Below are 24,345 nucleotides of genomic sequence, written 5' to 3' on the forward strand. Positions count from 1 at the left end.
TTATTTCTTAGAAACAGTACCTACAAAATCTTTCAAATAAAAAGGTTCAAAATAAGCGACATCAACAATGTCGTTTTTTTTATACTTTTCATACGCCATCGCGCTCATATCTTTAGCTGAAGGATAGACAATGGTATCCAAATAAACGTGGTTTTTTTTATTTAAAACGGTTTTGCTTTTTTCAGCACAATCTCCTATGAAATAAATAGTTGAATCAATGTCCGAAAAAGATTCTGAAGTAAGAATTTCAGCTCTAATACCTCTGATTTCTTCATGTTTAGAATTAAAAACTGCGCTGTATACCTCCATTCTTCTAGCATCAATCATTGGAACAATACAGCCTTCATTGACACTAACCTGTGATGCGAGCAAAGACATGGTATCTATAGCTATTAGAGGAATATCAAGAGCAAAACACAACCCTTTAACTGCCGAAACGCCAATACGTAATCCTGTGTAAGAACCTGGCCCCTGACTTACCGCAATTGCAGCAATATCTTTGAATGATACTTCAAGCTCATTTAAAAGTTCTTCAATAAAAACATGTAATCGCTCTGCATGCGAATAGCCTTGTTCGGCAATTTCCTTACATAAAAGTGTAACTCCATCTTTTGAAAGAGCAACGGAACAATTTTTGGTAGCCGTTTCGATTGCAAGAATATAAGCCATTATTTTGAATTATCTGTTTTATTGTCACTACTAACTTTTACCTTATCTCCAGAATTTAAATCTTTTGATACTGTATTGTATGGCCCAACAATTACAACATCACCAGGTTTTAAACCTTCTGTCACTTCTATATTAGTATCATCTTGAATTCCTGTTTTTATGATTCTAATTTTAGCTTTTTCTCCCACTTTTAAGAAAACACACTCTAGCTTTTTATCACTTTTTTGTTTTATGATGTTCTCTTCAGAATTTGGATCTTCAACTTGTATTTTTTTGACCGCAGTTGTATCTGATTTCACCACCACTGAACTAATTGGAACTGCTATTACTTTTTCTTTTCGTTCCGTAATAATGTCAACAGTAGCTGTCATGCCTGGTCTAAAAGGAGAATACGAAGATGGTTTTCCAACCAATAAATCTTGATAGGATTCTTTTAGGATTCTCACCTTAACCTTAAAATTTGTTACTTGATTAGCAGTCAAAGCTGAACTAGCAGAATTTGAAATACTAGTTACTACGCCTCTAAATTGTTTTTTTAAGTAAGCATCAACTTGCACTCTGGATGAATCACCAACATTTATTTTTACGATGTCATTTTCATTCACCTCTACTTCCACTTCCATGTTATTAAGATTTGCAACACGTAAGATTTCTGTACCCGTCATCTGTTGTGTTCCTAAAACGCGCTCTCCCAACTCCACATTTAGCATAGAAATTGTTCCGTCTGCTGGCGCATAAATAGTTGTTCTTCCGAGATTGTCTTTTGCCTCATTTACGGTGGCAGAGGCACTCTTGACATTGAAATAAGCCGATTCTTTTGCTGCTTTTGCACTTTCAAAACTAGAAATAGCCCTGTCCCAATCGGATTTAGAAATAATTCCTTTATCGAATAAAACTTTGCTTCTTTCGTAATTTGCCTTGGCCTCTTTAAAGGTTGCATCGGCTTGGCTCAAACCTGCTTTAGTTTGTGACAAACCAGCAATTGTTCTGTTGTAACCCGAAGTGTATAAATCTGGATTTATTTTCACCAATAAATCTCCTTTTTTAACTACTTGTCCTTCTTTTACAGGCAAAGCTATTATCTCTCCAGATACTTCAGATGAAATTTTTACTTCTATCTCTGGCTGAATTTTACCCGTTGCAGAAACGGTTTCAACGATAGTAATTTCATTTGCTTTTGCTACTTCTACATCTATTGTCTTGTCTTTATTGCCAATAATTCCTTTTTTCGAAAGTACAATCAAAGTACTAACTAAAACTAGTACCGAGGCTATTAAAATATAAATTGTTTTTTTTGACATGTCTATTGTTTTTGAATGATTGGAATTCCAAAATAAAGCTCTAAAACTTTAAGCTTGAAAATATAATCGTATTTGGTTCTTAAAACTTCAGATTGACTGTTAGAAAATAATGTTTGGGCTTGATTAAAATCAAAAGCGTTCATCATTCCAACGGCTAATTTTTCTGAGGCATAATTAAATGCTTCTTTTCTTGCTTCGAGAGCAAGGATTGCAGACTCATAGGTGTTAAGTGCTCCTTTTACATCGGTAAAGGCTTTATAAACATTACGCTCTAAATCTAATTCCGATTGATTGAGGGCGAGTTTACTTTTTTCGATACTAATTTTGGAACGCTGTACATTGTTTTTTACTGAAAATCCATTCAAGATAGGAACACTCAATTGTACTCCGAAATTATGCCCTTTATTATCGCTAAACTGATTGAAAAAAGGATTTGGATTTTTGAATCCAACAAATTTTCCTGTGGAATCAAAAACAGGAACATCAGCATAGGAAATTCTAGTATTAAATCTGTAGAATCCTTGCAAACTAGGCTGAAAAGCACCTTTAGCAATTTGCATGTCTTTTTCTGCGATTTCTAGATTTGATTTGGCAATTTTTATTTCAACTCGAATTTCTTTAGCTTTCTCAAATATGGTCTCTGGACTTAGCAACATTGTTGGACTTTCTGCTACTCCATATTCAACATCGGCAATGTCAAAATTTTTAAAATCATCTAATTGTAAAAGTTGAACCAAACTTAGTTTAGAAATTATAAATGCATTTTCAGCGCTAACAACTTTTTGTTTATTGGAGGCGACCGTTGCTTTTATGTCGAGTAAATCTCCTCTAGGAATTGACCCTGCCTTCACTAATTCCTCAGTTCTGGCATATTGTTTTTCACTTATGGCTAATTGTTCCTTTTGCACTTTTATATTCTCTTTATCGAAAAGAATTTGCAAAAAAGCATTGGCGACATACAATGAAATATCCTCTTTCATTTTGTCTAAATTGTACTGAGAAGCAAGAATTTGAAGATTCGATTTTCGCAATCTATTTTGATTTTGCAAACCTTTATAAATATCAATACCTGTGTTCAATCCTGTCGCAGAAAACTGAGTGGTTTGGTTTTCTAAAATCCCAGTAGTTATATTTTGGTTCAAACCAATATTCCAAGAATGAGAAGCATCAGCATTTATTGATGGTAAAAAATTTCCTAAAGCACTATTTTTATCAATTTTGGCCAAATCAGCATCAAGAGTGGACTGTTTTATAGAAATATTATTTTTCAGAGCATAATTAACACATTCTTGTATAGTCCATTTTTTAGTTTGTGCATGAGACGCAAATCCTATTAGAATGATAAAAATGAAACAATTAATTTTATTCATATTTCCTTAAAATGAAAGTGTAGCAAAGGTACTACAGATATTTATATTATTCTGAAATTTCTCCTGTTTTTAAGGCTTCAAGCCCTTCATTTTAGTATTACTTTTAAAAAATAAAAATAAAAAAATGAGACTGCTTTCAACTCATTTAAAACTTCATAGCTATGAGACTGCTTCTTCTTAAAAATGTTACACTAATCTCACAAAATATAATTCGTTTAACTAATTTTACAACTTCAAACCCATTTTATGACGTCAAAATATCAGTACTTAATTATTACTTTTCTTTTAATTATAATTTCGAGCAGTTGTTCCTCTACTCAAAAAATTAATGCGTTAAAACCAGAACCCGATGAAGCTTCGCCTCTGATTTATGACAATGTTGCCTCATTTATCAATTTACCCATTAAGTTAAAACTAAAGGATGTTGAAAATCAAACTAACAAAACCTTAAATGGTTTAATTTATGAGGACAACACCATTGAAGACGATGATTATGAAGTCAAAATATGGAAATTGGCTCCAATTACACTAGAAAATGAAAACGGAAGAATTAGAACCGTTTTACCTCTGAAAGCTTTTGTAAAATATCGAATAGGAACCAATAAACTAGGTATTTCTCTCTATAATGTTAAAGAATTTAATTTTAACGGAAAAGTTACATTATCAAGTGATGTGGGCTTAACCAATTGGAAACTTCATACAAAGACAGAATTAAAATCCTTAGACTGGAATGAAAGTCCAACAGTTACCGTATTAGGAAAAGCGATACCTATAACCTATTTAATAAATCCTACCGTACGCCTTTTTAGAGCTAAAATCGAAAAATCTATTGATGATGCTATTGAAAAATCCATTGATTTTAAGCCTAATGTTTTGGATGCTTTAGAAAAAATTTGCACCCCTTTTGAAATGAGTCCAACCTATCAAAGTTGGCTGCGAATTGTCCCATTAGAACTGTATACTACTGATGCTAAACTCCAAAAAGAAACTATTTCTTTTGAAATGAGCCTAAAGTGCAATATGGAAACCCTAATTGGGCAAAAACCTCTATCTAAATTCGATAGAACAAAAATTGTATTAAAACCAGTGCAAAAAATGCCTGAACGGGTGACTGCAAATATTGTTGCTGTTTCCACTTATGAAGACGCCTCAAAAATAATGACCAAGAATTTTTCTGGACAAATATTTGAAAATGGCTCGAAAAAAGTAACCGTTCAAAATGTTGCAATTTGGCATAAAGGAGGAAAAATGATTATTGCCTTAGATTTAACTGGCAGTTTGAATGGAAAAGTATATTTAGCCGGATTTCCACAATACAATGATGAATCAAAAGAAATCTATTTTGATAAATTAGACTATGCGATAGACACTAAAAGCAAATTAATTAAAACTGCCAATTGGTTAGCGAAAGGTTATGTTTTGAATAAAATACAAGAAAGTTGTCGGTACTCTATTAAACCAAATTTAGATGAAGGAAAACAAAATATACTTCACTATTTGAAAAACTATTCCCCAATGCCAGGTGTTTTTGTAAACGGAACAATTGACGATATTCAGTTTCAAAAAATTCAATTAACCAACAAAGCAATTATCGCTTTTGTAAAGATTAATGGTGATGTAAATATTACAATTGACGGAATAAAATAAGGATTTATGAGCTTTTTTTGTTTTTGTACATTTTGTAAACAGCATATCCAATAGCACCTATCAGAAGATACGGAATTATCATTAAATAGACAATACCGTCGTTAATCGCTTCTGCTTTAGCACCATTCCCTTCACTTTCAATAGCCGCTCGACACATAGCGCATTGTGCTTTTGATGGTAGAGAATAGAAAATAGAGAATAGGAGATAAAGAGTAAAAATAGTTTTTTTAGTTTTTCCCATTTTACTTCTAATTTCTAATTTCTGACTTCTAACTTTAGTTAACATAATATGGAGAAATCATCAAGTACACTAGCACTCCTGTAACTGCAACATACAACCAAATAGGAAAGGTTATTCTGGCTATCTTTTTGTGCTTGTCAAAACGCTCGGCAAGCGCTCTTACATAGGTAATTAAAACCAATGGAATTACAACTATCGATAATAAAATATGAGAAATTAACAAAAAGAAATAAACATAGCGCACAAAACCTTCTCCCCCAAATTTTGTTGAATCGGCCGTCATGTGATAAGCTACATACATGATTAAAAAAACAACTGATAATCCTATTGCCGTTGTCATTAATCGTTCATGAGTTTTCCTTTTTCCGTTCATAATGGCTACGATGGCACAAACTAACACAAAAGCAGTTACTCCATTTATAAAAGCATAAATAGGTGGTAAAAAAGAAAGTGGCTCTACATAAATTCCAAAATCTTTTAGCTTCACACTAAATAAAATGGCAACCGCAACAGGTATCGCGATTGATACCGTAATAATAAACTTGCTAAATTTTTGCTCTACCGAATTATTTTTTTCCATTACTCTCTCAATAAAATTGCTATATCTTCTTTAATTGCTTGCACACCTTCTTTCTCAATTCCTTCGTAATACAAAATCGGATTACCGTACTCATCTTTTCTGCAACGTATATTTCCCTTTTTATCTATCAAAGCAAAAAAACCTGAATGCTCAAAACCACCGTTCACCTTACTATTTTCTCCTGCATATAAATTGAATCCTTTATTTGCTAAATCATAGATATACTTTTTGTCTCCAGTTAAAAAATGCCAATTTGATGATTTTACTCCTAACAATTCCGCATGTTCTTTCAAAACTTCTGGGGTATCATGTTCAGGATCTATTGTGATGGATACAATTCCAAAATTTGGATTACCAAAAAATTGATTTTGAACCTCAATTAAATTCTTATTCATCTTAGGACATATTGAGGGACAGGTTGCAAAGAAAAACTCCAGAACGTATACTTTGTTAGTATAATCCTCATTGGTAATTGTTCTCTTGTTTTGATCTATCAGTTCAAATTTTGGAGCTGGTCCTATTACCATTAATTTGTTATTAAGTGCTCCATTATTGGAAACACTATCAAGCCTATCTCCTTTTACTACATTTCCATTTTGAATTCTATCAACAATTTTTGGAATAGCGTAGATGCCAAAAATCAAAATGATGAATGAAATACCTATGTACGATTTATTTTTTAGCATGATTTAAATTTTTCTTTTTGAGCTGTTCCTTTTCAAGGCTAGTCGATATTCTGCAAGAATTACTTTAACATCGTCAGTCATCTCGTTATATAAATCTGAAGGAGAAGAGGTATCATAACCTTCTTTGTATTCATCTTTATCCTTTCTGCCACGCAGATTTCTTTTTTTATCAATTATATACACATTTTGAGTTCCAAAATGACTATCGAGTTTTCCTTTTAACTTCAAAGTATCGTAATAATCTTGAATTTCATTTGTAGGTGCAAAAACAAAATACCATTTTGAAACATCAGTTAAATCACTTAATCCTTTTAGAATTTCTTTTACCTGACCCTGAGTTCCATTTGGAGCAATCATTACAAATTGAAAATCTTTAAACTCTCTGTTTTTGTTGTATATCTTTTGATTAAGGTTAAAATAATTTCCTTTATCATGGAGTATATTATCTCCTGTAAAGCCTAAAATTGTAATCTTATTTTCTAGAGTAATTCGCTCTCCATTTAGGGTCTCCCAATGCTTTAACTCGGGAATATTTGGAGTAACCGTAGGCAAAAACATAAAACTATTTACACCGGTTGCAAAAAAAAGATAGGCAACTATAGGGAAAATGAAGAGTATAAAAAGAACTAAATTTTTTTTCATCTAAAGAAGCGTATTAATGAAGTACAAAAATAAAAAAATCCCGATGTTATCGGGACTTTTATATGAATTAATATGCAATTAAAAATTCCATTTGATAGTGGAATCTTTAAAAACCTCGAAAATATAATCAGCTTCAACCAAAAGGATGAATAATAAATACGAAACTAAAAATATAACTGGAGCTACAACTGTCCATCTTAGGCTAGATTTCTCTCCTTCCATGTGCATGAAGGCCCAAATAATATAATATGCCTTAAAAATAGTTAGTATGATGAAAATCCAATTCAATAAGTTCATTCTTAAAAGATTAGTCATATGCAAGAAATCAGGCTTTACAATTCCAAGGAAAACCTCAACTATGGTTACTACGGAAAGGATTCCGAAAACCAACCAAATTCTTTTTGTATTAGAAACGTGTTCGTGTGACATAATAATAACTTTAAAAAATTAAACTAAGTAGAAGAATGTAAATACAAATACCCAAACTAAATCTACAAAGTGCCAATACAATCCAACTTTTTCAACCATTTCGTAGCTTCTTCTTTTTTCATAAGTACCTAATAAAACATTGAAGAAAATAATGATATTGATAACTACTCCAGAAAATACGTGAAACCCGTGAAACCCAGTTATAAAAAAGAAGAAGTCTGCAAATAGTTTACTTCCATATTCATTTCTTGTCAAATTAGCACCTTCAACCACTAGGGCAGCATCAGCCAATCTTGCTTCAGACTCTGCTCTAGTTAAAATAGTTTTGTGTTTGTGTTTACTTAGAGTATGATCTATTTTAGCGTCTTTTTTAGCAGCAGCGTCATCTTTATATAAACTCTCAGTTCTTATTAAAAGTTCAGGATGAGCTTTGAAACCTGCTTGTACTTCAGCAACAGAATATGTTGGTAAAGAAGGCTCACTCATAAACCATTTCCCTTTACTTCTTTCCAATTGTTCTCTTTCTTCAGGAAGTGTAGCTGCAAATTCCTCTAGTTTTACTCTTTTGCCTGTATTGTCAACAAACTGTAGTAAACTTCCACCTTTAGTTTCAATCGCTCCATACTCTCCATGAATAAAATTTTTCCACTCCCAAGCCTGAGAACCAACGAATATTAAACCTCCAATAATAGTAAGAAACATGTAAAATGCCACTTTAGATTTTTTCATTTGATGTCCTGCATCTACAGCCAAAACCATAGTTACAGAAGAGAAAATCAAAATAAAAGTCATCAATGCCACATAATACATCGGCGCTGAAACACCATGCATGAATGGAAAGTGTGTAAACACCTCATCGGCTAGTGGCCAAGTATCAATAAATTTAAATCTAGAAAAACCATAAGCTGCTAAAAATCCAGAGAAAGTCAAAGCATCTGATACGATAAAAAACCACATCATTAATTTACCATAACTCGCTGCTAAGGGTTCGTTTCCGCCTCCCCAAGTTTTTTCGTCATTGTTTGCAGTTGTAACTGTAGCTCCCATAAAAGTTATTCGTTAAAAAGTTCCCAAATTTACATTTTTTTCTTATTTAAAGAAAAATAAAAATAAAAACAAATAAATCCACAATAAATCAAGAAAGTGCCAATACATCGCACCTAGCTCAATACCAAGGGTTTGAGTTGAATTGTATTTTTGTTTAAAATGATTATAAATAATAATTAATAGTGAAATTAGTCCGCCAAATAAGTGCACTAAATGCGTTATGGTAATTACATAAAGGAAAGTTGTTGTTATGGTACTTTCACTTCCTGTAAAATAATATCCTGCTTTTACAATCTGCCCAAATCCTACAAACTGAAGCACAACAAATAAAATTCCCAATCCAAGAGTTGCCAAAAGAAATGAAGTTGTAGCATTTCTATTGTCTTTCTGAATGGCTTTTTTTGCCAAATGAAAAGTGACACTACAAGCAATTATTACCACAGTGCTTATAAAAAAAGCATTCGGAAGTTCAAAATTCTTCAACCAATCTGCTCTAGATTTACTCACAACAAAAGCACTAGTCAATCCTGCAAAAAGCATGGTCATACTTATCATAGCAAACAACAACATCAATTTGTAGGATCTTGCTGTTCTTGCTTTGTGTTCATCAACGGTCATTGCTGTCTGTTTCATTATCGTAAAAATTTATCTAAAATATAAACTATTTGTAACAATGTTATATAGCTTACACTAACCAACATTAACGTTCTTGCTGCTTTTGCAGTTCTCAATTTATACAATCGCACCGCATAAAACAACATCCATAATCCTAGCAAAAATACTACAATTGCGGCTATTGGGGTTATATATAATGCTCCTGTGAATCCCAAAACAGGTAGAAGTGAAGCGATAATCAACCAGACTGTATACAATATGGTTTGCAAAGCTGTCGATTTGTCTTTTTTACCTGAAGGCAACATAAAAAAGCCAGCTTTCTCATAATCTTCAAACAAAAACCAACCAATTGCCCAAAAATGCGGGAATTGCCAAAAAAACTGAATTAAAAATAGTGTCCCTGCTTCAATTCCGAAATTACCCGTAGCAGCTACCCACCCTAACATGAAGGGAATTGCACCCGGAAATGCCCCAACAAAAACCGATAAAGGCGTTACTGTTTTTAGTGGCGTATAAACACTGGTGTATAAAAAAATTGAAATCGCACCAAACATTGCCGTTTTTGGATTGATGGTATACAATAAAACCAAACCAATAATTGTCAAAAGACTAGCTATAAATAAGGCAGTGTTTGAAGTCATTCTACCTGATGGAACTGGACGATTCTTAGTTCTGTCCATCAAGGCATCCAAATCTTTTTCTATGACTTGATTGTAGGCATTTGATGCACCTACCATACAATAGCCGCCAAAAGCCAATTTCAATAAAACTACCCAAGTGCTAGATTGAAAAACTTCAATTCCTAAAATAAATCCTGCAATCGAAGAAAAAACAACACTAATAGCCAATCCAGCCTTAGTAATTGCCTTAAAGTCGGTGTAAGTAGATTTAAAAGAAAATGTATTTGTAGTTAAACTCAATTCGGTTTTCATTTGCAGTTTTCAATCCCGACTCTTCGGGAGCTGCAAATGTAATTTATAGTTAAGTATTTAGCAAAAAAACAATTCATAAAAAATAATCGATTACAAAAGATGAATAGATATTGTCAAATCTTCCTAAGATAAAGATAGCACATTAGAAAGGCTTATTTGGACAATCAAAGTTAAATATTCCTCTAAAACGACAAAATACTAGAGAAAACTCTTAATAAATTATACTTCTATATCTTTGTGAGAATCGAAAATTATTGTTTTTAATATTGAATTACATAGCTGGGTAGTAAAATTCGCAAGGCAAATAGGTTAAGATTTTTTAAAATTAGCATTTGAAATGGTTTTAAAAAATTTATATTTACAAGCTTAAAACAGACTTAGAGACAATATCTTTTATCACATAAGTATTTGTTTTACATAATTTTAAAGTTTAATAAATGATTTTTAAAATACTAAATAATTAAAAAGATGAATAAATTGGTTATCAAACTTTGTCTGTTATTTTTCGTTTCTAAATTTTATGCTCAAATCGATTCAAATTTTTCCTCACCGAATAAAAAAGTGAATTCAATCCCAACAGTTACTATTGGAACCCAGGTATGGACTAATAAAAACCTTGACGTCACTACTTATCGAAATGGGGACCCTATTCCTGAAGTAACAGATCCTACGCAATGGAAAAATCTTACAACTGGGGCTTGGTGCTATTATAATAATGCTTCAAATGATGCAATTTATGGCAAGCTTTACAATTGGTATGCAGTAAATGATCCCAGAGGCTTAGCTCCTGAAGGGTTTCATGTACCCACTAGCGATGAATGGTTGCAGTTGATTAATTATTTAGGCGGAAGTGCAGTAGCTGGAGGTAAGTTGAAAGAAGCTGGCACAACAAATTGGAATTCTCCAAACAAAGACGCTACGAACAGTAGTGGTTTTACAGCATTGGGCACGGGAAATCGAATCGATTTTGGTAGTTTTACACAATTCAAAAATTCTGCTTCTTTTTGGACATCATCGGTCTTCTATGATAACTTTTCGTTTATATATAGTATGAATTACAATACTGCCAGTGCAAATAGGAATTATCCTCCCAAAACATATGGGATTGCGGTTAGATGTGTTGCAGACAATGATTTAAACAATGCATCATATTCAGATACGATGAACAGTTTTTCTATGTATCCGAATCCTGTAACTGATATTTTGAGTTTGAACAATATAGGTAATGATACTACAAACTTACATATTGAAATAATTACCCTAGATGGACGTTTGGTTTTGAAAAAGGATTTTAAACCAAGCCTTTTGATAAAAATTGGAGTAGAAAATTTACCAAACGGAATGTATTTGTGTAAAATTTCCACAAATAGCAAGCAGCAAACAATCAAATTTTTGAAGCATTAATCAGTTAAGGATTAGTCCCCCCACTGTCGCGATTGTACTTTGTAAGGTTTCAAATGTAATTTATAGTTAATGATTCAGTAAAAAGATGTGTTTTGTTTACCTGAGACTTAATCCCATTTGGTAACGCTTTAGCTGAATCTCGTAAGTATTTAATTAAGATAAGTATACCGAAAAATCTCTAGTTTTTGCATTTCAAAAAAAACACCATAAAAAAAGCATATTTTTAGATAAAAAAAAGTAAATTTGTTATAGATTTTCAACTTAAAACTTTGACAATCATAATCTTACACTCCTACTATATTTAGTTATTAATAGGCTCCATATTAATAATTGTTAGCTTAATGTTTAATTTCTAAATATGTTCATTATGAAAAATCTAATCATTCTTTTTACTTTGGTGTTGATGAACACAACTGTCCACTCACAATGTTGGAAAATTATTAAATCAGATGGAAGCAATCAAACTTTTGCTATAAAAAATGACGGTACTTTATGGGGATGGGGTCACAATAATTTTGGGCAAATAGGTGATGGAACACATGGAGATGGAACCAACAAATCTTCACCTACACAAATCGGTATTGATTCTGACTGGGAAACCATTGCTGTTGGTCTTTATCATTCTGTTGCATTAAAAACGAATGGAACTCTATGGACTTGGGGGCTCAATCTCACAGGCGAGTTAGGAGACGGAACCTATGATTACGGTACCGAAAAATACATTCCAACACAAATTGGAACCGCTACAGACTGGAAATCAGTAGCAGCTGGAGCATACCACTCCTTGGCTATAAAAAATGACGGTTCCTTGTGGGCTTGGGGACTTAACTCCGATGGTGAATTAGGAGATGGAACTAGTGGTATCGGAGTAAACAAATATATTCCAACAAAAATTGGGACTGCAACATGGACATCTATAAATGCTGGAACATATCATTCTGTTGGAATAAAATCGGATGGAACAATATGGACTTGGGGTAGCAATTCCTATGGTCAATTGGGTGATGGCACAAAAATAAGCAGAAATATTCCCACACAAATTGGTTCAACTAATAATTGGAAAACTCTAATCGCTGGTGGATATCATACTATTGGTGTTAAAAACGATGGTACTTTGTGGGCTTGGGGGAATAATGAATGGGGACAATTAGGAATCGGGGTTTTTGAATATTTTAAACTAGTCCCAACCCAAATTGGAACCGATACTAATTGGCAAACACTTGCTGCTGGTGGAAACCATACAATTGCTATAAAAAACAATGGTTCATTATGGGCTTGGGGATACAATTCCGATGGTGAATATGGTAACGGCATCTATGGTTTTAATAATTTTGCTCCAGCACAAATTGGAACAGCAACAAACTGGCAAGATGTTGTTACAGGATTTGCTCATACAGTCTTCATAAAAACAGATGGATCACTATGGTCAACAGGCGAAAATTGGTTAGGACAACTGGGAGATGGCACCTTCAATAGAAGAAACACACCTATTCAAATTAATTGTCCTGGATTAAGCATTGATAATATAACTTCTGAGAGCAACTCTATATTTCTATATCCTAATCCTACCAGAGACTTTATATATTTTTACAAGAGTGCATCTTATTTAATTGATAAAATTTCCGTGACGGATTTTACAGGAAAAAAAATATTAGAACAGAAAAGAGACTTCACGAAAATAGATGTAGAACAATTACAAAAAGGTATTTATTACGTACATTTTTTTTCGCACGGAAAAAGTTTTGATAAAAAATTTATTAAACAATAAAGAGATATAGGCTTTTTTAGATTATTTTCTCCATCATTAACCGACTTAATAATCAAAATACCAATTGAAAATATCACATCTCAACCCAATAGAGAACCAAGTCGTATCGGATTTAAAAGTGGTTTCGGTTTCTGTATTGGGATTGAAATTTCTGTAGACAAAACTTCCGAAAAACTTTAGGTTGGTTTGCGGATTAATTAAATAACCAGCTTGTACATCGGCGATAAAAATATTGGTTTTGTTCCCTTGACCAATTTTTACATTGGCATCTCTAGCTCTATCAATATCATAATCTTTATAAATATCTGCACCGTAATTTTTAGAATCCTCTTCCGTATTAAAATCCAATCCTCGAACGCCTGAAGTGATTTTAGCATCTGAGAAAAATCGTCCTTTATGATAACGAGCAACAACAATAAACTCTTTGAAATTTCCTCCCCATTGATGACCCAAACTTTGATTAGTGTGTGCATAATTTGTCAAGGGATCGCTGTGAGAATATACATAGGGTCTCACATGATTGAATTCCACTTGCAACAATAAATTTTCGACATTAAAAGCATTGAAATATTTAGCCCCAAATTGATATCCAAATTTATTTTTCCAGCTATTATTTACATTTTTAATATCGTTGAACGAAAATTCATCTATTAAAAACTGTCCGTAAAAATTGATTTGGTTGTCCCATTTGTATTTACTTGTAAGTCCTAGCAAAGCATTTCCTGAACGTGCCGAAGAGGAAAATTCCACTGAGCGATAAAATATAATTGGATTGACAAAGCTCATATCAAAACCTCTATTGTTTGTGTTTGCCCATACCACCGATTCAAAAAAACCAATATTCCATCTTTTAGTAGCATTCCAACTCAAATAATGATTGGCCATATACTTGGTAGCATAAGTTCTTTCTACAGTCACTTCAGGACGAACATCTTTCAAGAACATGTAGGTATTGGTATATTTGATTTTCCAAAAACTAGTATTGATTTTAAAGAAAGGATAGGGACTAACTCCATCTGTAGTAATCAGTGAGCGATACCCGTCGCCTATAAAATTTCTTCCATACCCTAGTTGCAAATCAATAAATTTATTAGGTGTAAAAGTTAAATTGGCTTCGGCCAGAGGCATGTCGAAAGCATCTGTTTTGAAATTTTTAGTAATTCCAATTCCCGGTATTACAGCTGCATTGGGATCGCCATTAGCGCCTATTGACATGGCATAATTGTTTACATAATCTGCAAAACGACCTTGACTTTCGTATATTGTTGTAGTAAAATTCAACTGCTCGCCCAGTCCACCTTGTATTTGTATTGCTCTCGTATTTAGATATGTACTTTTAGAAACACTAGGATTGCTTATCCCTTTTTGTAAATCAAAAATAGGATTCATGGTAAACCAATATCCTTCTCCTTGAATCTCTACAGTATTCTCATTCCACAGTTTTCTTCCCCACCAGTCTGATTTGGTTTTTAATAGTTTATCATTAGCTTCTTTAAGGTTATAATATCTCGAAACCTCAGCATAAGTAAAAGGCTTTGAAGCGGTATGATTATTGGCTCCCAACTGATTCATTGCTGCATCAAATTGAGCATAATAGCTATGCGAGAAAGGAATGTTTAAATGACTTTGAAACTTTGGATTCTTGAATTTATGATATACAATACTGTCGTATTCTGGCAATTCTTTATCTTTATTTTTATAAAAGTTTTTAGCTTCTGCTTTCTTTATGGAATCATTTTCTGCTGCAATCTGCTCTGGACTTTTTTGTGGTATGCTAATTTTTATAGTGTATTTAGAATAGATTGGTTTCCCATTATATGTTGGCGGTCCAATAACAGGGAATTTTTCAAAAACTCTTTTACTTTCTTTTACTAACTCATCATCAACGGCATCAACATACTGTACATTGAACTTCCCTTTTTCATTCACCTCAAAAAGTACACTAACCGTTCCTTTATAATTGGTTTGCACTAAATTATCTGGAACTTTAAAATTTGAATAAATAAAATCCTGTACCTCAGTAAAAAAACAATTCTCTAACGCTTTGTCAAATTGATTCTCACAACTGGGGAAAACAGGAAATTGGTCTGGACTTTTCTTGGCAATTTGAGCTTGAGAAAAGAAGAAACACAATAGAAACAAACAAGAAGGTATGTATTTATTCATCATAGACTTTGAAATACTATTTTTAACATATAATGTTCAACATAAAGCTAGATAAATGACAATTTTCATTTTTCATTATTTGATACCGTATTTGTAAAAATCCGTATCAAAATTACGGCAAAAACAGAACCCGTTGTATTCGCTAGTACATCCAACACATCGCCTTTTCTACTTACAGTAAATACTGTTTGCGCAATTTCTATTAAAACACCATAGAGAAAAGCAGCTAAAAATACTTTAATCAAAACTCGACTGACTGTATTTTTAATATAATTGTTCTTTTTTATTAGGTATAAAAACCATAAAATGGTAAAAACAAAATAAAACGTAAAATGAACGTACTTATCAGCAGATTTAATTCCGATGCTCGGCAATTTTTTCGAATTCTCTAAACACAATACCGCAATAAGCAAGGTCCAAAATTCGGCTAGCCAAAGATAGAAGTGCTTATGCGCCAATAAGTTCTTTATATGCCTCACTTGAAAGTAATTCTTCAAAATCGTTTACATTGGCAACTTTTACTTTAATCATCCAACCTTTTCCGTAAGGATCGGTATTTACACTTTCTGGGTTACTTTCCAAAGAATCGTTAAATTCAATTATTTCTCCAGTCATCGGTAAAAATAAATCAGAAACCGTTTTAACAGCCTCTACTGTTCCAAAAACTTCGTCTTTTTCCAATGTTTGATCTAAGGTTTCCACTTCGACATAAACGATATCTCCAAGTTCCTTTTGCGCAAAATCGGTTATTCCTATTGTAGCAATATCACCTTCTAAAAGTGCCCACTCATGGTCTTTAGTGTATTTTAAATTTGATGGTATATTCATTGTATTACTTAATTTACTTTTTTACTAGATTACAAATGTAGCCTATCCTTTTTATTTATAATCTTAATTTCCGAAATTATATCTCATTGTAAAACCTCCTCTAATATTTGTTATTGGGAAAGAGGTTGATATCACAGCTTTAGAGAATGAATGGTCATAATAGAAAATTATGGTTAAATTTTTACTAAACGAATAATCTGCTGTTAGCTTGGCTGACCAAATGTTTTGTCCTCCAGATAGCTCGTTGTTATTGTAATCTAAATAACGAACTATAGTTTGACTATTTCTATAAGAAACATCTGCTTTTATGTTAATGTCACTCTTAATAATTCCCGAAGGGTTATCGGCTAGTTTAGATGAAAAAATAACATCTTTAATTCTATACCCAAAACCAAAAACATATTCAAGACCTCTAACTTCTGTCAAAAGATTATTATCAAAACTCATAGATAGTGCTCTATCCTTTTTCATCTCAGCTAGAATTTTTACAGAATTTTTCATTTCAAAATCCAAACGAAGTAATGGATTAAATTGTTCTACAAGATTGATATTTGAAATCAAAACTTTACTAAACAAATTTCCTCCTGAATCCGCATTTAAACTTCCATCGGATTTGTATCCTGAAGGTGCTTTATCGTACTCAAAATTAGATCGGAATGAATTAACAGTATATGATGCTTTGTAACTGCTTTGTAGAGAAAAACGCTTGAATTTTTCTTTGAAAAAAGTATAACGCATTAATCCACTATATTTAACAACCCAGTTTGGAATAGGAATATTTCTAAAGGCGTCTAGAGAAATTCCAGAAGCATTGCTGCCAGAATAAGCAGCTAAGAATGAAGGTAGTAGAACAGCTTGACTATTTCTACCAAATCCAATTGGGTAACCTTGATTTGCAACATAAATAGCATAATTAGGATCTGTTGGTCCTGGAATTGGGTGAGCGGCATCGCCATATCTTGGAATTGTTGAACCTCCATAAAAATTTTGTGCCAATCGATCTGCAATAACTAAACGATTACTTTTCAATTCTTCAAATGGAGCTGAATAATTTTCATCACTTCGAGCAAAGGCTGTTTTTATCAATACTGTTGAAATGTTGAAATTCCCAAAATTGTAAGGCGACCTAGAATTATATTGTCCGTTTGTAACATCATATTGTTCAGAAAAATTATCAATATAGGTTCTATCGGCTGACAAATCAATTTTAAAATCGGGAAATAAATCAATATTAGCAGTCATGTTTAAAGTCTTGCTTATGGTTTGAGTAAAATTCTGATTAAAATCAGGATAATTGGTTAACCAACCATTTTTAGCAGCTTCAAATCGTATATCGTCTTGACTACCAAAAATAAACCCTAAAGTTGGTTTTGTAGAACCAAAAAAACCTAGTCCTGGAGTATAACCCGGAAGAACAGTGGCTTTATTTTCAGTATAATTAACTTGAATATTTTTTACACTTGTAAGAACACCTATCAATCCTTTCACAAAAACATTTTGATTAGAATTTGATTGAGCGACATTTGTATTTACTATTTTTTGACCTGGTTTTGGCGCTACAGTTGGTTTTGCCGTTGGTCTGTTTGCTTTTTTAGTTAACCCAATATATTTGTAAAAAGAATCCATGTTGAATGAATTGTTCAATTTGTGTGACCCTGCGTTTTGAATGGTATTACCTAAATCGTAACCTGGCAATAAAGTAGTATTCCTTTGCCAATTATAATCACCTGTGTAAGAATATGTGGATTTCAGAAAACTAAATAAAGGTATTTTATTTATTGGTAAATCATAATTAACAACCAGTTGTTGTGTATGCTGATTGGGGTCTCCCGTATTCCAATAATCAGTAAAAAGGGCAACGTCATTAAGAGGCTGATTGTTTTCATCCAAATAATTTCTGATGATATTATTTGATGAAGCACTATAATTTACTTTTAGAGACTTGGTCAAATTATAATTAAACCCATACTGATAATTAAACATGTAATTTCTTCGGTATAAAGGATCCAAAGGAATTCCTTCTACTTCAACTTGTCTAAATTGTTGTCTGTTGTATTGTCTGTTAATATTGGAGCTAAAAGAAATATTTGAAGGCAGATAATTAAAATTAAAATCGCTTAACAATCTCCAATATTCACTTTTTTTCATGAATTTGGCTTTCTTAAGCGGTTCTATGGGTTTTGACTGAAAAGAATACGTATAATCAGCAGTAGTAGTTACTTGCTGGTCTGTATAATTGTCAATTTCAAAATTATGTCGCTCCACTACATTATACGAATGTGACAATGTAAGATTTTCAGGGTCGTAAATATGCTGTTTTTGATTGGTTCCTCTTTCTTTTCTTACTCCAATAAAATTGATACTTTTCCTTTTTGTATAATCAATAGCTCGCTGTCTAATATTTTCTCTTTCTCTAGAGTCTTCTGTAACATCAAGTAATTGTTGTAACTTAATATCTTGATTAAATGGATCGTATTGAGGTGTAATCGTTTCCTCTCCAATGGAATAATTAAAGGGAAGATTAATACCCCATTTCTTTGGCATTAACTTTCCTAAGCTTAGATTGGTGACTATGTTATATTGCTGAATATCCTCACGGCTACGTTCATTTGGTCCTTGCTCTAATGTACCAAATCCAATTGTGCTTAATTTTCCAGAAGCCGATATAGTTGCAAAATCAGCGAAATTTGCATCTAAACTTACCACGCTTGCCATACCTCCATTATTGTCCATTTGTGATAATCGAAGTTCGTTAAACCAGACTTCTCCTTTTATTTCTCTTGGCACTAATGGACTTCCGTTGGGATTAGAACCTCCTTTTGTATTATTTTTCACCCCTACCATCAACATTCGAACCAATCCAAAGTTTGGATTTCCTCTAACCCCTAATTTCAGTTTATTCGGACGAGAAGAATCTAACTCATTCTCGTTTTTATAATAAATTTCATTTGGTCCTAATGGCGGAGCGCTACGAGATAATATTTTCAATTCGGTTAATAATGCCAATGGCAAATCAATATTATTAGCTTCAGGCCATACTGTTTCAGATGTTGAGGCTCCAGCAGGAGTAATACCTAAAGGAATTTCTACTTGATAAAAATTTTCAGTGAAATCATTCCCAAAACGAATGAAACCTATCATCTCATTATTTTGCAATGGAGAAGTATCTTCTGTCAACGCCTCTGCGTGAACAAACATTTGTAGCTTCTTGAACTGTCTCATGTCGACACTCACATTCTTGAATACCGCTCTTGAATCATCGGTTTCAAGACCAGTTCCTGTAACTCTTAAAGACAAAGATTGCTCGTTTTGATTGATTACTTGATTATTGTTATACAACTGTTCCCTAACAACTCCAGGAGGTGAAACGTATTTCACTGGTTGCCGCTCACCGTTTTCTTGAATATTTACTGATTGTACATCAAAATCTGTTGTGTCTAAATTATTTTCCTCAGTAGTTTCAGCATCTAAAGTGTTAGTATATCTTCTCCACTCACCTCTCACCAAATCTAATGCCCCAAAACGAACAGTAATTTCATCTTCAAAACCAGTCATGAACATTCTCATAAAACGAATAGACCTAAAATCAGTTATAGGACCTATTTTATTTTCAAACTGAGCCACGGGAATTTTAAATTGAATCCATCTAACTGGAGTTTTCTCTCCAAAAGAAGCTCCAGGAGTTGCCGCTTCTGTATCTAATACGTTAGTTACATATTTTGATGTTCCAACTTTCATTCCTGGTTGTATATCAACGCTATATTCATAATAAGCGTTAAAACCATCCATGGTATTATCCTTGTTGATGTCCTCAACATCTGGCACGGTTGAATTTCCTCTAGAATCAGTGGTAAGGTTCACAGGAGAATTGCCCTGTGTCCCATTGAAACCTCTATAACGTTGCAATACATCACCTTGAGCATCTAAAAAATATTGATAATTATCTGCAGCTGGATCTGATAGTCCTGCAAAGTTTGTATAAATTTCACCTTCTTTTTCATCTGTCAAACCGTCTAAACCGACATCTTGAACTGCTCGATTTCCTTCGCTTGTATCAAAGGCATATACGAGTGATTGTGAAGCGGGCACTTTCCCCCATATTGTTGGATATGTCAATTGATTAGAGCCTGCTTCTGGCAAACCATTTTCAAACTGTTTCCTTCCGTCTTTCAATATATCCTCCGAAATAGAACCTAAATCAAAATAAATTTTACCTGTATTGGTACTATTTTGAGGTAAAGCACCATTCCCAACATATGGATCCATAACCCAAAATTGAATGTATTCAACATTGGCTAACTCAAAATTAGTTGAATTTAGCGAACGCATAATCCCTCCAAAATTATCTTTGGGATTAGGTAAAAGATTTGTCCCTGCTGCTAAAGGATTATTATTGTACGGCCCCCTTTCTTTTGGATAATAGGTTAAATCTAAAGTATTAATTACTTGAGTTTGCCCAATGGCTACATCAGTTACTGGATATAATTCCTCGCTGTATACTCGTCTCGTTTTATTTAGTGATAAGTCATCTGTAGAAATTCCTGAAGGTCTTTGTTGGTAAAAAATTGGGTCAATGGAATACCAACTCAATTTTGCTCGTTTATCGCCATATTTTATATCATTAAAATCAGCACCAAAATCGTTATATGTGCTTTCGGCATCTTTTACGGGTACCGAAGCCAAGCTCCATGAAAATGGAGAACGCAAATCAATCGTAGTTTGTGAACCTTCAAAATCATCTACGTATATAGTAGATTCTCCATTAAATTTATCTGCTTTAGGAGTATCTGGTTTTAAGAATGCTATTTCACCTCTAAATGATATATTAGATGGAACATCCGTATCCATAAAAGGCAATTTATTTACTAATCTAGTAAAGAAAGGAACCTCTGTTGAAAAGTTGGTATTGACCCCAAAAATAGTATTGTTTACAGACTCTTGACCGTATCTGGATTTTTGGGTCAAAGGTCTTTCAGTCATTTTTAAATAGGTAGCACCTACTAAGAATTTTTCTGAAAATTTATGTTCGATATTCAATCCCATAAATCTTCTTGTCTGCTGACCAAAAACTGAATTGTTCTCAACCGAAACTTGTATTGGAGTGTTTGAAGCTTGAAGCGAAGGGTCTAATATTTGTACTCTTCCTGCTTGATAATTTACACTATAATCTATTCCTTCTTGTAAAACTCTTCCACCTGCTGTTACAACAACCGAACCTTTAGGCACATTAAAAGCACCTATTGGAATTCCGTCGCCGCCAGCTGATTTAAATTTTCCTCTTAACTGAAATTTATTTTTATCTCCTTCTTGTAAGGCTGCAGCTTGAGTTTGCCTATACATGTTTTTGAAAACATATTTTTTCTGATTTGGATTAAAATCAATAGAAGAATTCTGATCGCCATCATAATTTTGAGCAGCATCTGTCCTCAATTTCTCAAATAATAATTTACCAAAAGGCTCAACAGTAGTAAAAATTAATCTTCCGTTTTGAGTATCAACAGTTAACCCTTGAATAAAATCAAAAAAACCATCTCCTCCAGCTTGTGGGTCATTGTTAACATTTAATTTATCAACATTAAAAACTTTCAATAAAGGCGTTTCTGCAACTTTGTCCTCTGGTTTTGAAGGGTCTGGAATAGGAAATGGAGTGCCTTCAACTGGAGTAATATAATTCAAAGGAGAAGGATCAGTATAGAGTATATTGAACTTAAAATCTTCTTGGTCTAATTGGTAAGCTCCAGGAATTTGATAAATATTCTTCATCATGATATTCCAAATTGGTTTTTCTACAGCTGTTAGGTTACTTTTCAGCATTTTCAAGACCAATGTCTGAGAGGTTATTGTTGCAGGTTCTCCTGTTGTAGGGTCTATAGCTCCTGCTTGTGTAGCATCTACTCCATCTGTTCCAAACTCACCCACTTGATAAACATCTGACCCCACTGTATACTGATAGGCCACTGCCAACACTTCATCGTTTGCCAATCGTTGTTGTAGAGATATATATCCTAATTGGGTATTGAATGTGTATTCGTTAGCATTTAATTTTCTTGCATTTTCCAATTTAGAATAATCTTGCCCTTCGATTGCTGTTATTGTATTAAAACCCGCACCAGCTGTAGCAATCTCTCTAATATTAGCATTTAACAATCCTCCTCCAGTAGCTATCAATCCAGGGTCGAAGTCATTGTTCTTGTTGTCTACAGGAGTATCTGCATCTACATTAAAAAATCCTGCTGGAATGGTATTAAGTGCTATAATTTTATCGTCACTAATTGGATTTTTATTAGAGTCTGTTAATTGTGCTTCTCCTAAATCCTGCAAAGCAATAATATTTCTTAAATTATTATTAGTTGTATTTATTCTATTTTGACGGTTGGTTACCCAAACTTCAATTCGAGTAATTTGTACTCTACTGTCAATAAAAGGGTAATTTTTTAGAGAAGCATCGTATTTATTTCTAAAATATTGTGAAAGAAAGAAATGCCTATCGGCATCATAATCTAAACCAAATAATTCAAAGTCTTGTATGGTTCCTCCTCCTTGAGCGGTTACAGTTTTAGTTTGCGATTTTTGCTCAGAGAATACTCCAGTGACGGTTGTTTTTCCAAATTGCAATTGGGCCTTAACACCAAATAAACTCTGGGCTCCACGAATTAAAGAACTATTTAAAGGAAGGCTTACGTTTCCGACTTCGATTTTTTGAATAATATCATCTTCAGTTGGAGCGTATTCGAGTTTTATTAGATTTTGAAAAGCAAATGTTGACTCTGTATCATAATTAGCATTCACATTCAAACGTGTTCCTACTTTTCCAGCCAAACTCATGCTGATTCTTTGGTCAAAATCAAAAGTAGTAGTCGACCTATTTCTGGGCGAAATGGATGGATTATCCTGTTTAGAATGACGGAAACCTAAATCAACCTCAACAGAACCTGTAGGCTTAACATCGATGGTATTGCTCCCGAATATAGTTTCAAAAAAACCTGAATTAATATAATATCTGGGTAATAAATCTTTTTTAGCTTCTTCAGCTCCTTCTTTTTTACCATCAATAGCGTCTGATTTTTTCTTAAAATACTCGCGCATTGATTCCCTCAAAACTAATTTTTCGTATTCTTTAGGAGTTAAAATTATAGGATAGCTAATGTTGAATCCATCAAAAGTATTCGTGTAAACATATCTGTCGGTGACTGGGTCATAGGTGTAAGCTTCTAAAATACTTGGCGGATTTTTGAACTCTACTTTTCCTACATCATATCCTTTTTTTACAGTATCTGTGACTTGTCCATTCTCCTGTGCCTGTACTCCAAAACTAATAAAGAAAAACAACAGAAAACTCCTGTTTTTTAGAAGAAAGTTTATTTTTTTTATGTAATCTGTTTTCAAGTATTATAAATTTTTTAACGCCTGTTTTATAATTGATTCTACTGAAGCTTGTGTGTCGACACTAAGTACTCTATCAACTACTTTCTCTGCCAATTTTCTATTGAAACCTAAAACCTCTAATGCAGATAACGCTTCATCTTTGTTTGTATTGTTTTGATGTATTGAAACTTCATCTAAATCATACAATTTTACCACTTTATCTTTTAAATCTAATATTGCCCGCTGTGCCGTTTTATTCCCGATTCCTTTTATAGATTGAATGGTTCCGATATCTCCAACAGCCAATGCTTGAATAATTTGTCTAGGTTCTAGTGAAGATAACATTGTTCTGGCAATACTCGCCCCAATTCCTGAAACGGACAACAACATCTTGAAAATTTCTCTTTCGGATTTTTCAACAAAACCAAACAAGGTATGCGCATCTTCCTTTATTTGAAGATAAGTGAACAATTTGATGTTTTCAGACTGTGGTAGTAAAGAATACGTATGCAAGGAAATATTAACATGATAACCAACTCCTCCGCAGTCAATAACTACCTCTGTAGGTGATTTTTCAATTAATTTTCCTTGTATGTGTGCTATCATAAGTACGTTAGTATTATGCCAAATATAACAAAAAACTTCTATTAGGATT

19 protein-coding genes are annotated in these 24,345 nt (G+C 33.1%); 3 read left to right on the top strand and 16 right to left on the bottom strand.

Translation table 11 applies throughout. The features are described 5' to 3' along the window. The 3 genes from tsaB to AC23L6_RS08260 are packed head-to-tail and all read right to left on the bottom strand — an operon-like array spanning position 1 to position 3,340. Complete coding sequence (gene tsaB / locus AC23L6_RS08250; protein WP_487561692.1) at positions 1 to 669, bottom strand: tRNA (adenosine(37)-N6)-threonylcarbamoyltransferase complex dimerization subunit type 1 TsaB; 669 nt, start codon at positions 667 to 669, stop codon at positions 1 to 3. After that, entirely contained in the window at positions 669 to 1,970 is a 1,302-nt protein-coding gene (locus tag AC23L6_RS08255) for an efflux RND transporter periplasmic adaptor subunit (RefSeq protein ID WP_487561693.1), read from the bottom strand. Before AC23L6_RS08255 ends, tsaB begins: the two co-directional genes overlap by 1 nt. Before the next feature lie 2 nt (positions 1,971 to 1,972). Beyond that, the gene (locus AC23L6_RS08260; RefSeq protein WP_487561694.1) at positions 1,973 to 3,340 is read right to left on the bottom strand and encodes a TolC family protein; all 1,368 of its coding nucleotides are present in this window, start codon (positions 3,338 to 3,340) and stop codon (positions 1,973 to 1,975) included. A gap of 246 nt (positions 3,341 to 3,586) precedes the next feature. Between AC23L6_RS08260 and AC23L6_RS08265 the strand changes: the two genes are divergently transcribed. After that, a complete protein-coding gene (locus AC23L6_RS08265) occupies positions 3,587 to 4,987 on the top strand; it encodes a DUF4403 family protein (protein WP_487561695.1) in 1,401 nt (466 codons plus the stop codon). Positions 4,988 to 4,991: 4 nt separating this feature from the next. Here AC23L6_RS08265 and AC23L6_RS08270 read toward each other — a convergent pair whose 3' ends face one another. The 8 genes from AC23L6_RS08270 to cyoE form a co-directional block, all read right to left on the bottom strand. Continuing rightward, positions 4,992 to 5,228 (bottom strand): hypothetical protein, encoded by a 237-nt coding sequence (locus AC23L6_RS08270; protein WP_487561696.1) that lies wholly within the window; start codon positions 5,226 to 5,228, stop codon positions 4,992 to 4,994. A 34-nt stretch (positions 5,229 to 5,262) separates the two neighbouring features. After that, on the bottom strand, positions 5,263 to 5,808 hold the full coding sequence (locus AC23L6_RS08275) for a DUF420 domain-containing protein (protein ID WP_487561697.1): 546 nt from the start codon (positions 5,806 to 5,808) through the stop codon (positions 5,263 to 5,265). Beyond that, on the bottom strand, positions 5,808 to 6,494 hold the full coding sequence (locus AC23L6_RS08280; protein ID WP_487561698.1) for an SCO family protein: 687 nt from the start codon (positions 6,492 to 6,494) through the stop codon (positions 5,808 to 5,810). Before AC23L6_RS08280 ends, AC23L6_RS08275 begins: the two co-directional genes overlap by 1 nt. Positions 6,495 to 6,497: 3 nt before the next feature. Then, on the bottom strand, positions 6,498 to 7,136 hold the full coding sequence (locus tag AC23L6_RS08285) for a hypothetical protein (protein ID WP_487561699.1): 639 nt from the start codon (positions 7,134 to 7,136) through the stop codon (positions 6,498 to 6,500). Positions 7,137 to 7,214: 78 nt separating this feature from the next. Further along, positions 7,215 to 7,565 (bottom strand): cytochrome C oxidase subunit IV family protein, encoded by a 351-nt coding sequence (locus AC23L6_RS08290; RefSeq protein ID WP_487561700.1) that lies wholly within the window; start codon positions 7,563 to 7,565, stop codon positions 7,215 to 7,217. Between the two features lie 18 nt (positions 7,566 to 7,583). After that, on the bottom strand, positions 7,584 to 8,612 hold the full coding sequence (locus AC23L6_RS08295; RefSeq protein ID WP_487561701.1) for a cytochrome c oxidase subunit 3: 1,029 nt from the start codon (positions 8,610 to 8,612) through the stop codon (positions 7,584 to 7,586). Positions 8,613 to 8,654: 42 nt separating this feature from the next. Beyond that, positions 8,655 to 9,245 carry a cytochrome c oxidase subunit 3 gene (locus tag AC23L6_RS08300; protein WP_487561702.1) on the bottom strand — a complete coding sequence of 197 codons (591 nt, stop codon included), beginning with the start codon at positions 9,243 to 9,245 and terminating at the stop codon, positions 8,655 to 8,657. Then, positions 9,245 to 10,159 (bottom strand): heme o synthase, encoded by a 915-nt coding sequence (cyoE, locus tag AC23L6_RS08305; protein ID WP_487561703.1) that lies wholly within the window; start codon positions 10,157 to 10,159, stop codon positions 9,245 to 9,247. The genes AC23L6_RS08300 and cyoE overlap by 1 nt, the downstream gene beginning before the upstream one ends. Before the next feature lie 561 nt (positions 10,160 to 10,720). Between cyoE and AC23L6_RS08310 the strand changes: the two genes are divergently transcribed. Both AC23L6_RS08310 and AC23L6_RS08315 read left to right on the top strand, forming a co-directional pair. Further along, a complete protein-coding gene (locus tag AC23L6_RS08310) occupies positions 10,721 to 11,563 on the top strand; it encodes an FISUMP domain-containing protein (protein WP_487561704.1) in 843 nt (280 codons plus the stop codon). 367 nt (positions 11,564 to 11,930) lie between these two features. Beyond that, complete coding sequence (locus tag AC23L6_RS08315) at positions 11,931 to 13,331, top strand: T9SS type A sorting domain-containing protein (RefSeq protein ID WP_487561705.1); 1,401 nt, start codon at positions 11,931 to 11,933, stop codon at positions 13,329 to 13,331. A 45-nt stretch (positions 13,332 to 13,376) separates the two neighbouring features. Here AC23L6_RS08315 and AC23L6_RS08320 read toward each other — a convergent pair whose 3' ends face one another. The 5 genes from AC23L6_RS08320 to ruvA all read right to left on the bottom strand — a co-directional run bounded on the left by AC23L6_RS08320 (position 13,377) and on the right by ruvA (position 24,296). Then, complete coding sequence (locus tag AC23L6_RS08320; protein WP_487561863.1) at positions 13,377 to 15,497, bottom strand: gliding motility protein RemB; 2,121 nt, start codon at positions 15,495 to 15,497, stop codon at positions 13,377 to 13,379. 65 nt (positions 15,498 to 15,562) lie between these two features. Beyond that, positions 15,563 to 15,955: a VanZ family protein gene (locus AC23L6_RS08325; protein WP_487561706.1), complete on the bottom strand. Its 393-nt coding sequence runs from the start codon at positions 15,953 to 15,955 to the stop codon at positions 15,563 to 15,565. Beyond that, positions 15,945 to 16,325 (bottom strand): glycine cleavage system protein GcvH, encoded by a 381-nt coding sequence (gene gcvH, locus AC23L6_RS08330; RefSeq protein WP_487561707.1) that lies wholly within the window; start codon positions 16,323 to 16,325, stop codon positions 15,945 to 15,947. Before gcvH ends, AC23L6_RS08325 begins: the two co-directional genes overlap by 11 nt. Before the next feature lie 63 nt (positions 16,326 to 16,388). Then, the gene (gene sov, locus AC23L6_RS08335; RefSeq protein WP_487561708.1) at positions 16,389 to 23,711 is read right to left on the bottom strand and encodes a T9SS outer membrane translocon Sov/SprA; all 7,323 of its coding nucleotides are present in this window, start codon (positions 23,709 to 23,711) and stop codon (positions 16,389 to 16,391) included. A 3-nt stretch (positions 23,712 to 23,714) separates the two neighbouring features. Then, positions 23,715 to 24,296 carry a Holliday junction branch migration protein RuvA gene (gene ruvA, locus AC23L6_RS08340; protein ID WP_487561709.1) on the bottom strand — a complete coding sequence of 194 codons (582 nt, stop codon included), beginning with the start codon at positions 24,294 to 24,296 and terminating at the stop codon, positions 23,715 to 23,717. Positions 24,297 to 24,345: the final 49 nt, after the last annotated feature.

The organism is Flavobacterium sp. R1_16 (assembly GCF_057652095.1).

Coding starts and splice junctions, on each gene's coding strand:
- tsaB (WP_487561692.1), bottom strand. CDS start 669: ATGGCTTATATTCTTGCAATCGAAACGGCTACCAAAAATTGTTCCGTT.
- AC23L6_RS08255 (WP_487561693.1), bottom strand. CDS start 1,970: ATGTCAAAAAAAACAATTTATATTTTAATAGCCTCGGTACTAGTTTTA.
- AC23L6_RS08260 (WP_487561694.1), bottom strand. CDS start 3,340: ATGAATAAAATTAATTGTTTCATTTTTATCATTCTAATAGGATTTGCG.
- AC23L6_RS08265 (WP_487561695.1), top strand. CDS start 3,587: ATGACGTCAAAATATCAGTACTTAATTATTACTTTTCTTTTAATTATA.
- AC23L6_RS08270 (WP_487561696.1), bottom strand. CDS start 5,228: ATGGGAAAAACTAAAAAAACTATTTTTACTCTTTATCTCCTATTCTCT.
- AC23L6_RS08275 (WP_487561697.1), bottom strand. CDS start 5,808: ATGGAAAAAAATAATTCGGTAGAGCAAAAATTTAGCAAGTTTATTATT.
- AC23L6_RS08280 (WP_487561698.1), bottom strand. CDS start 6,494: ATGCTAAAAAATAAATCGTACATAGGTATTTCATTCATCATTTTGATT.
- AC23L6_RS08285 (WP_487561699.1), bottom strand. CDS start 7,136: ATGAAAAAAAATTTAGTTCTTTTTATACTCTTCATTTTCCCTATAGTT.
- AC23L6_RS08290 (WP_487561700.1), bottom strand. CDS start 7,565: ATGTCACACGAACACGTTTCTAATACAAAAAGAATTTGGTTGGTTTTC.
- AC23L6_RS08295 (WP_487561701.1), bottom strand. CDS start 8,612: ATGGGAGCTACAGTTACAACTGCAAACAATGACGAAAAAACTTGGGGA.
- AC23L6_RS08300 (WP_487561702.1), bottom strand. CDS start 9,245: ATGAAACAGACAGCAATGACCGTTGATGAACACAAAGCAAGAACAGCA.
- cyoE (WP_487561703.1), bottom strand. CDS start 10,159: ATGAAAACCGAATTGAGTTTAACTACAAATACATTTTCTTTTAAATCT.
- AC23L6_RS08315 (WP_487561705.1), top strand. CDS start 11,931: ATGAAAAATCTAATCATTCTTTTTACTTTGGTGTTGATGAACACAACT.
- AC23L6_RS08320 (WP_487561863.1), bottom strand. CDS start 15,497: ATGAATAAATACATACCTTCTTGTTTGTTTCTATTGTGTTTCTTCTTT.
- gcvH (WP_487561707.1), bottom strand. CDS start 16,325: ATGAATATACCATCAAATTTAAAATACACTAAAGACCATGAGTGGGCA.
- ruvA (WP_487561709.1), bottom strand. CDS start 24,296: ATGATAGCACACATACAAGGAAAATTAATTGAAAAATCACCTACAGAG.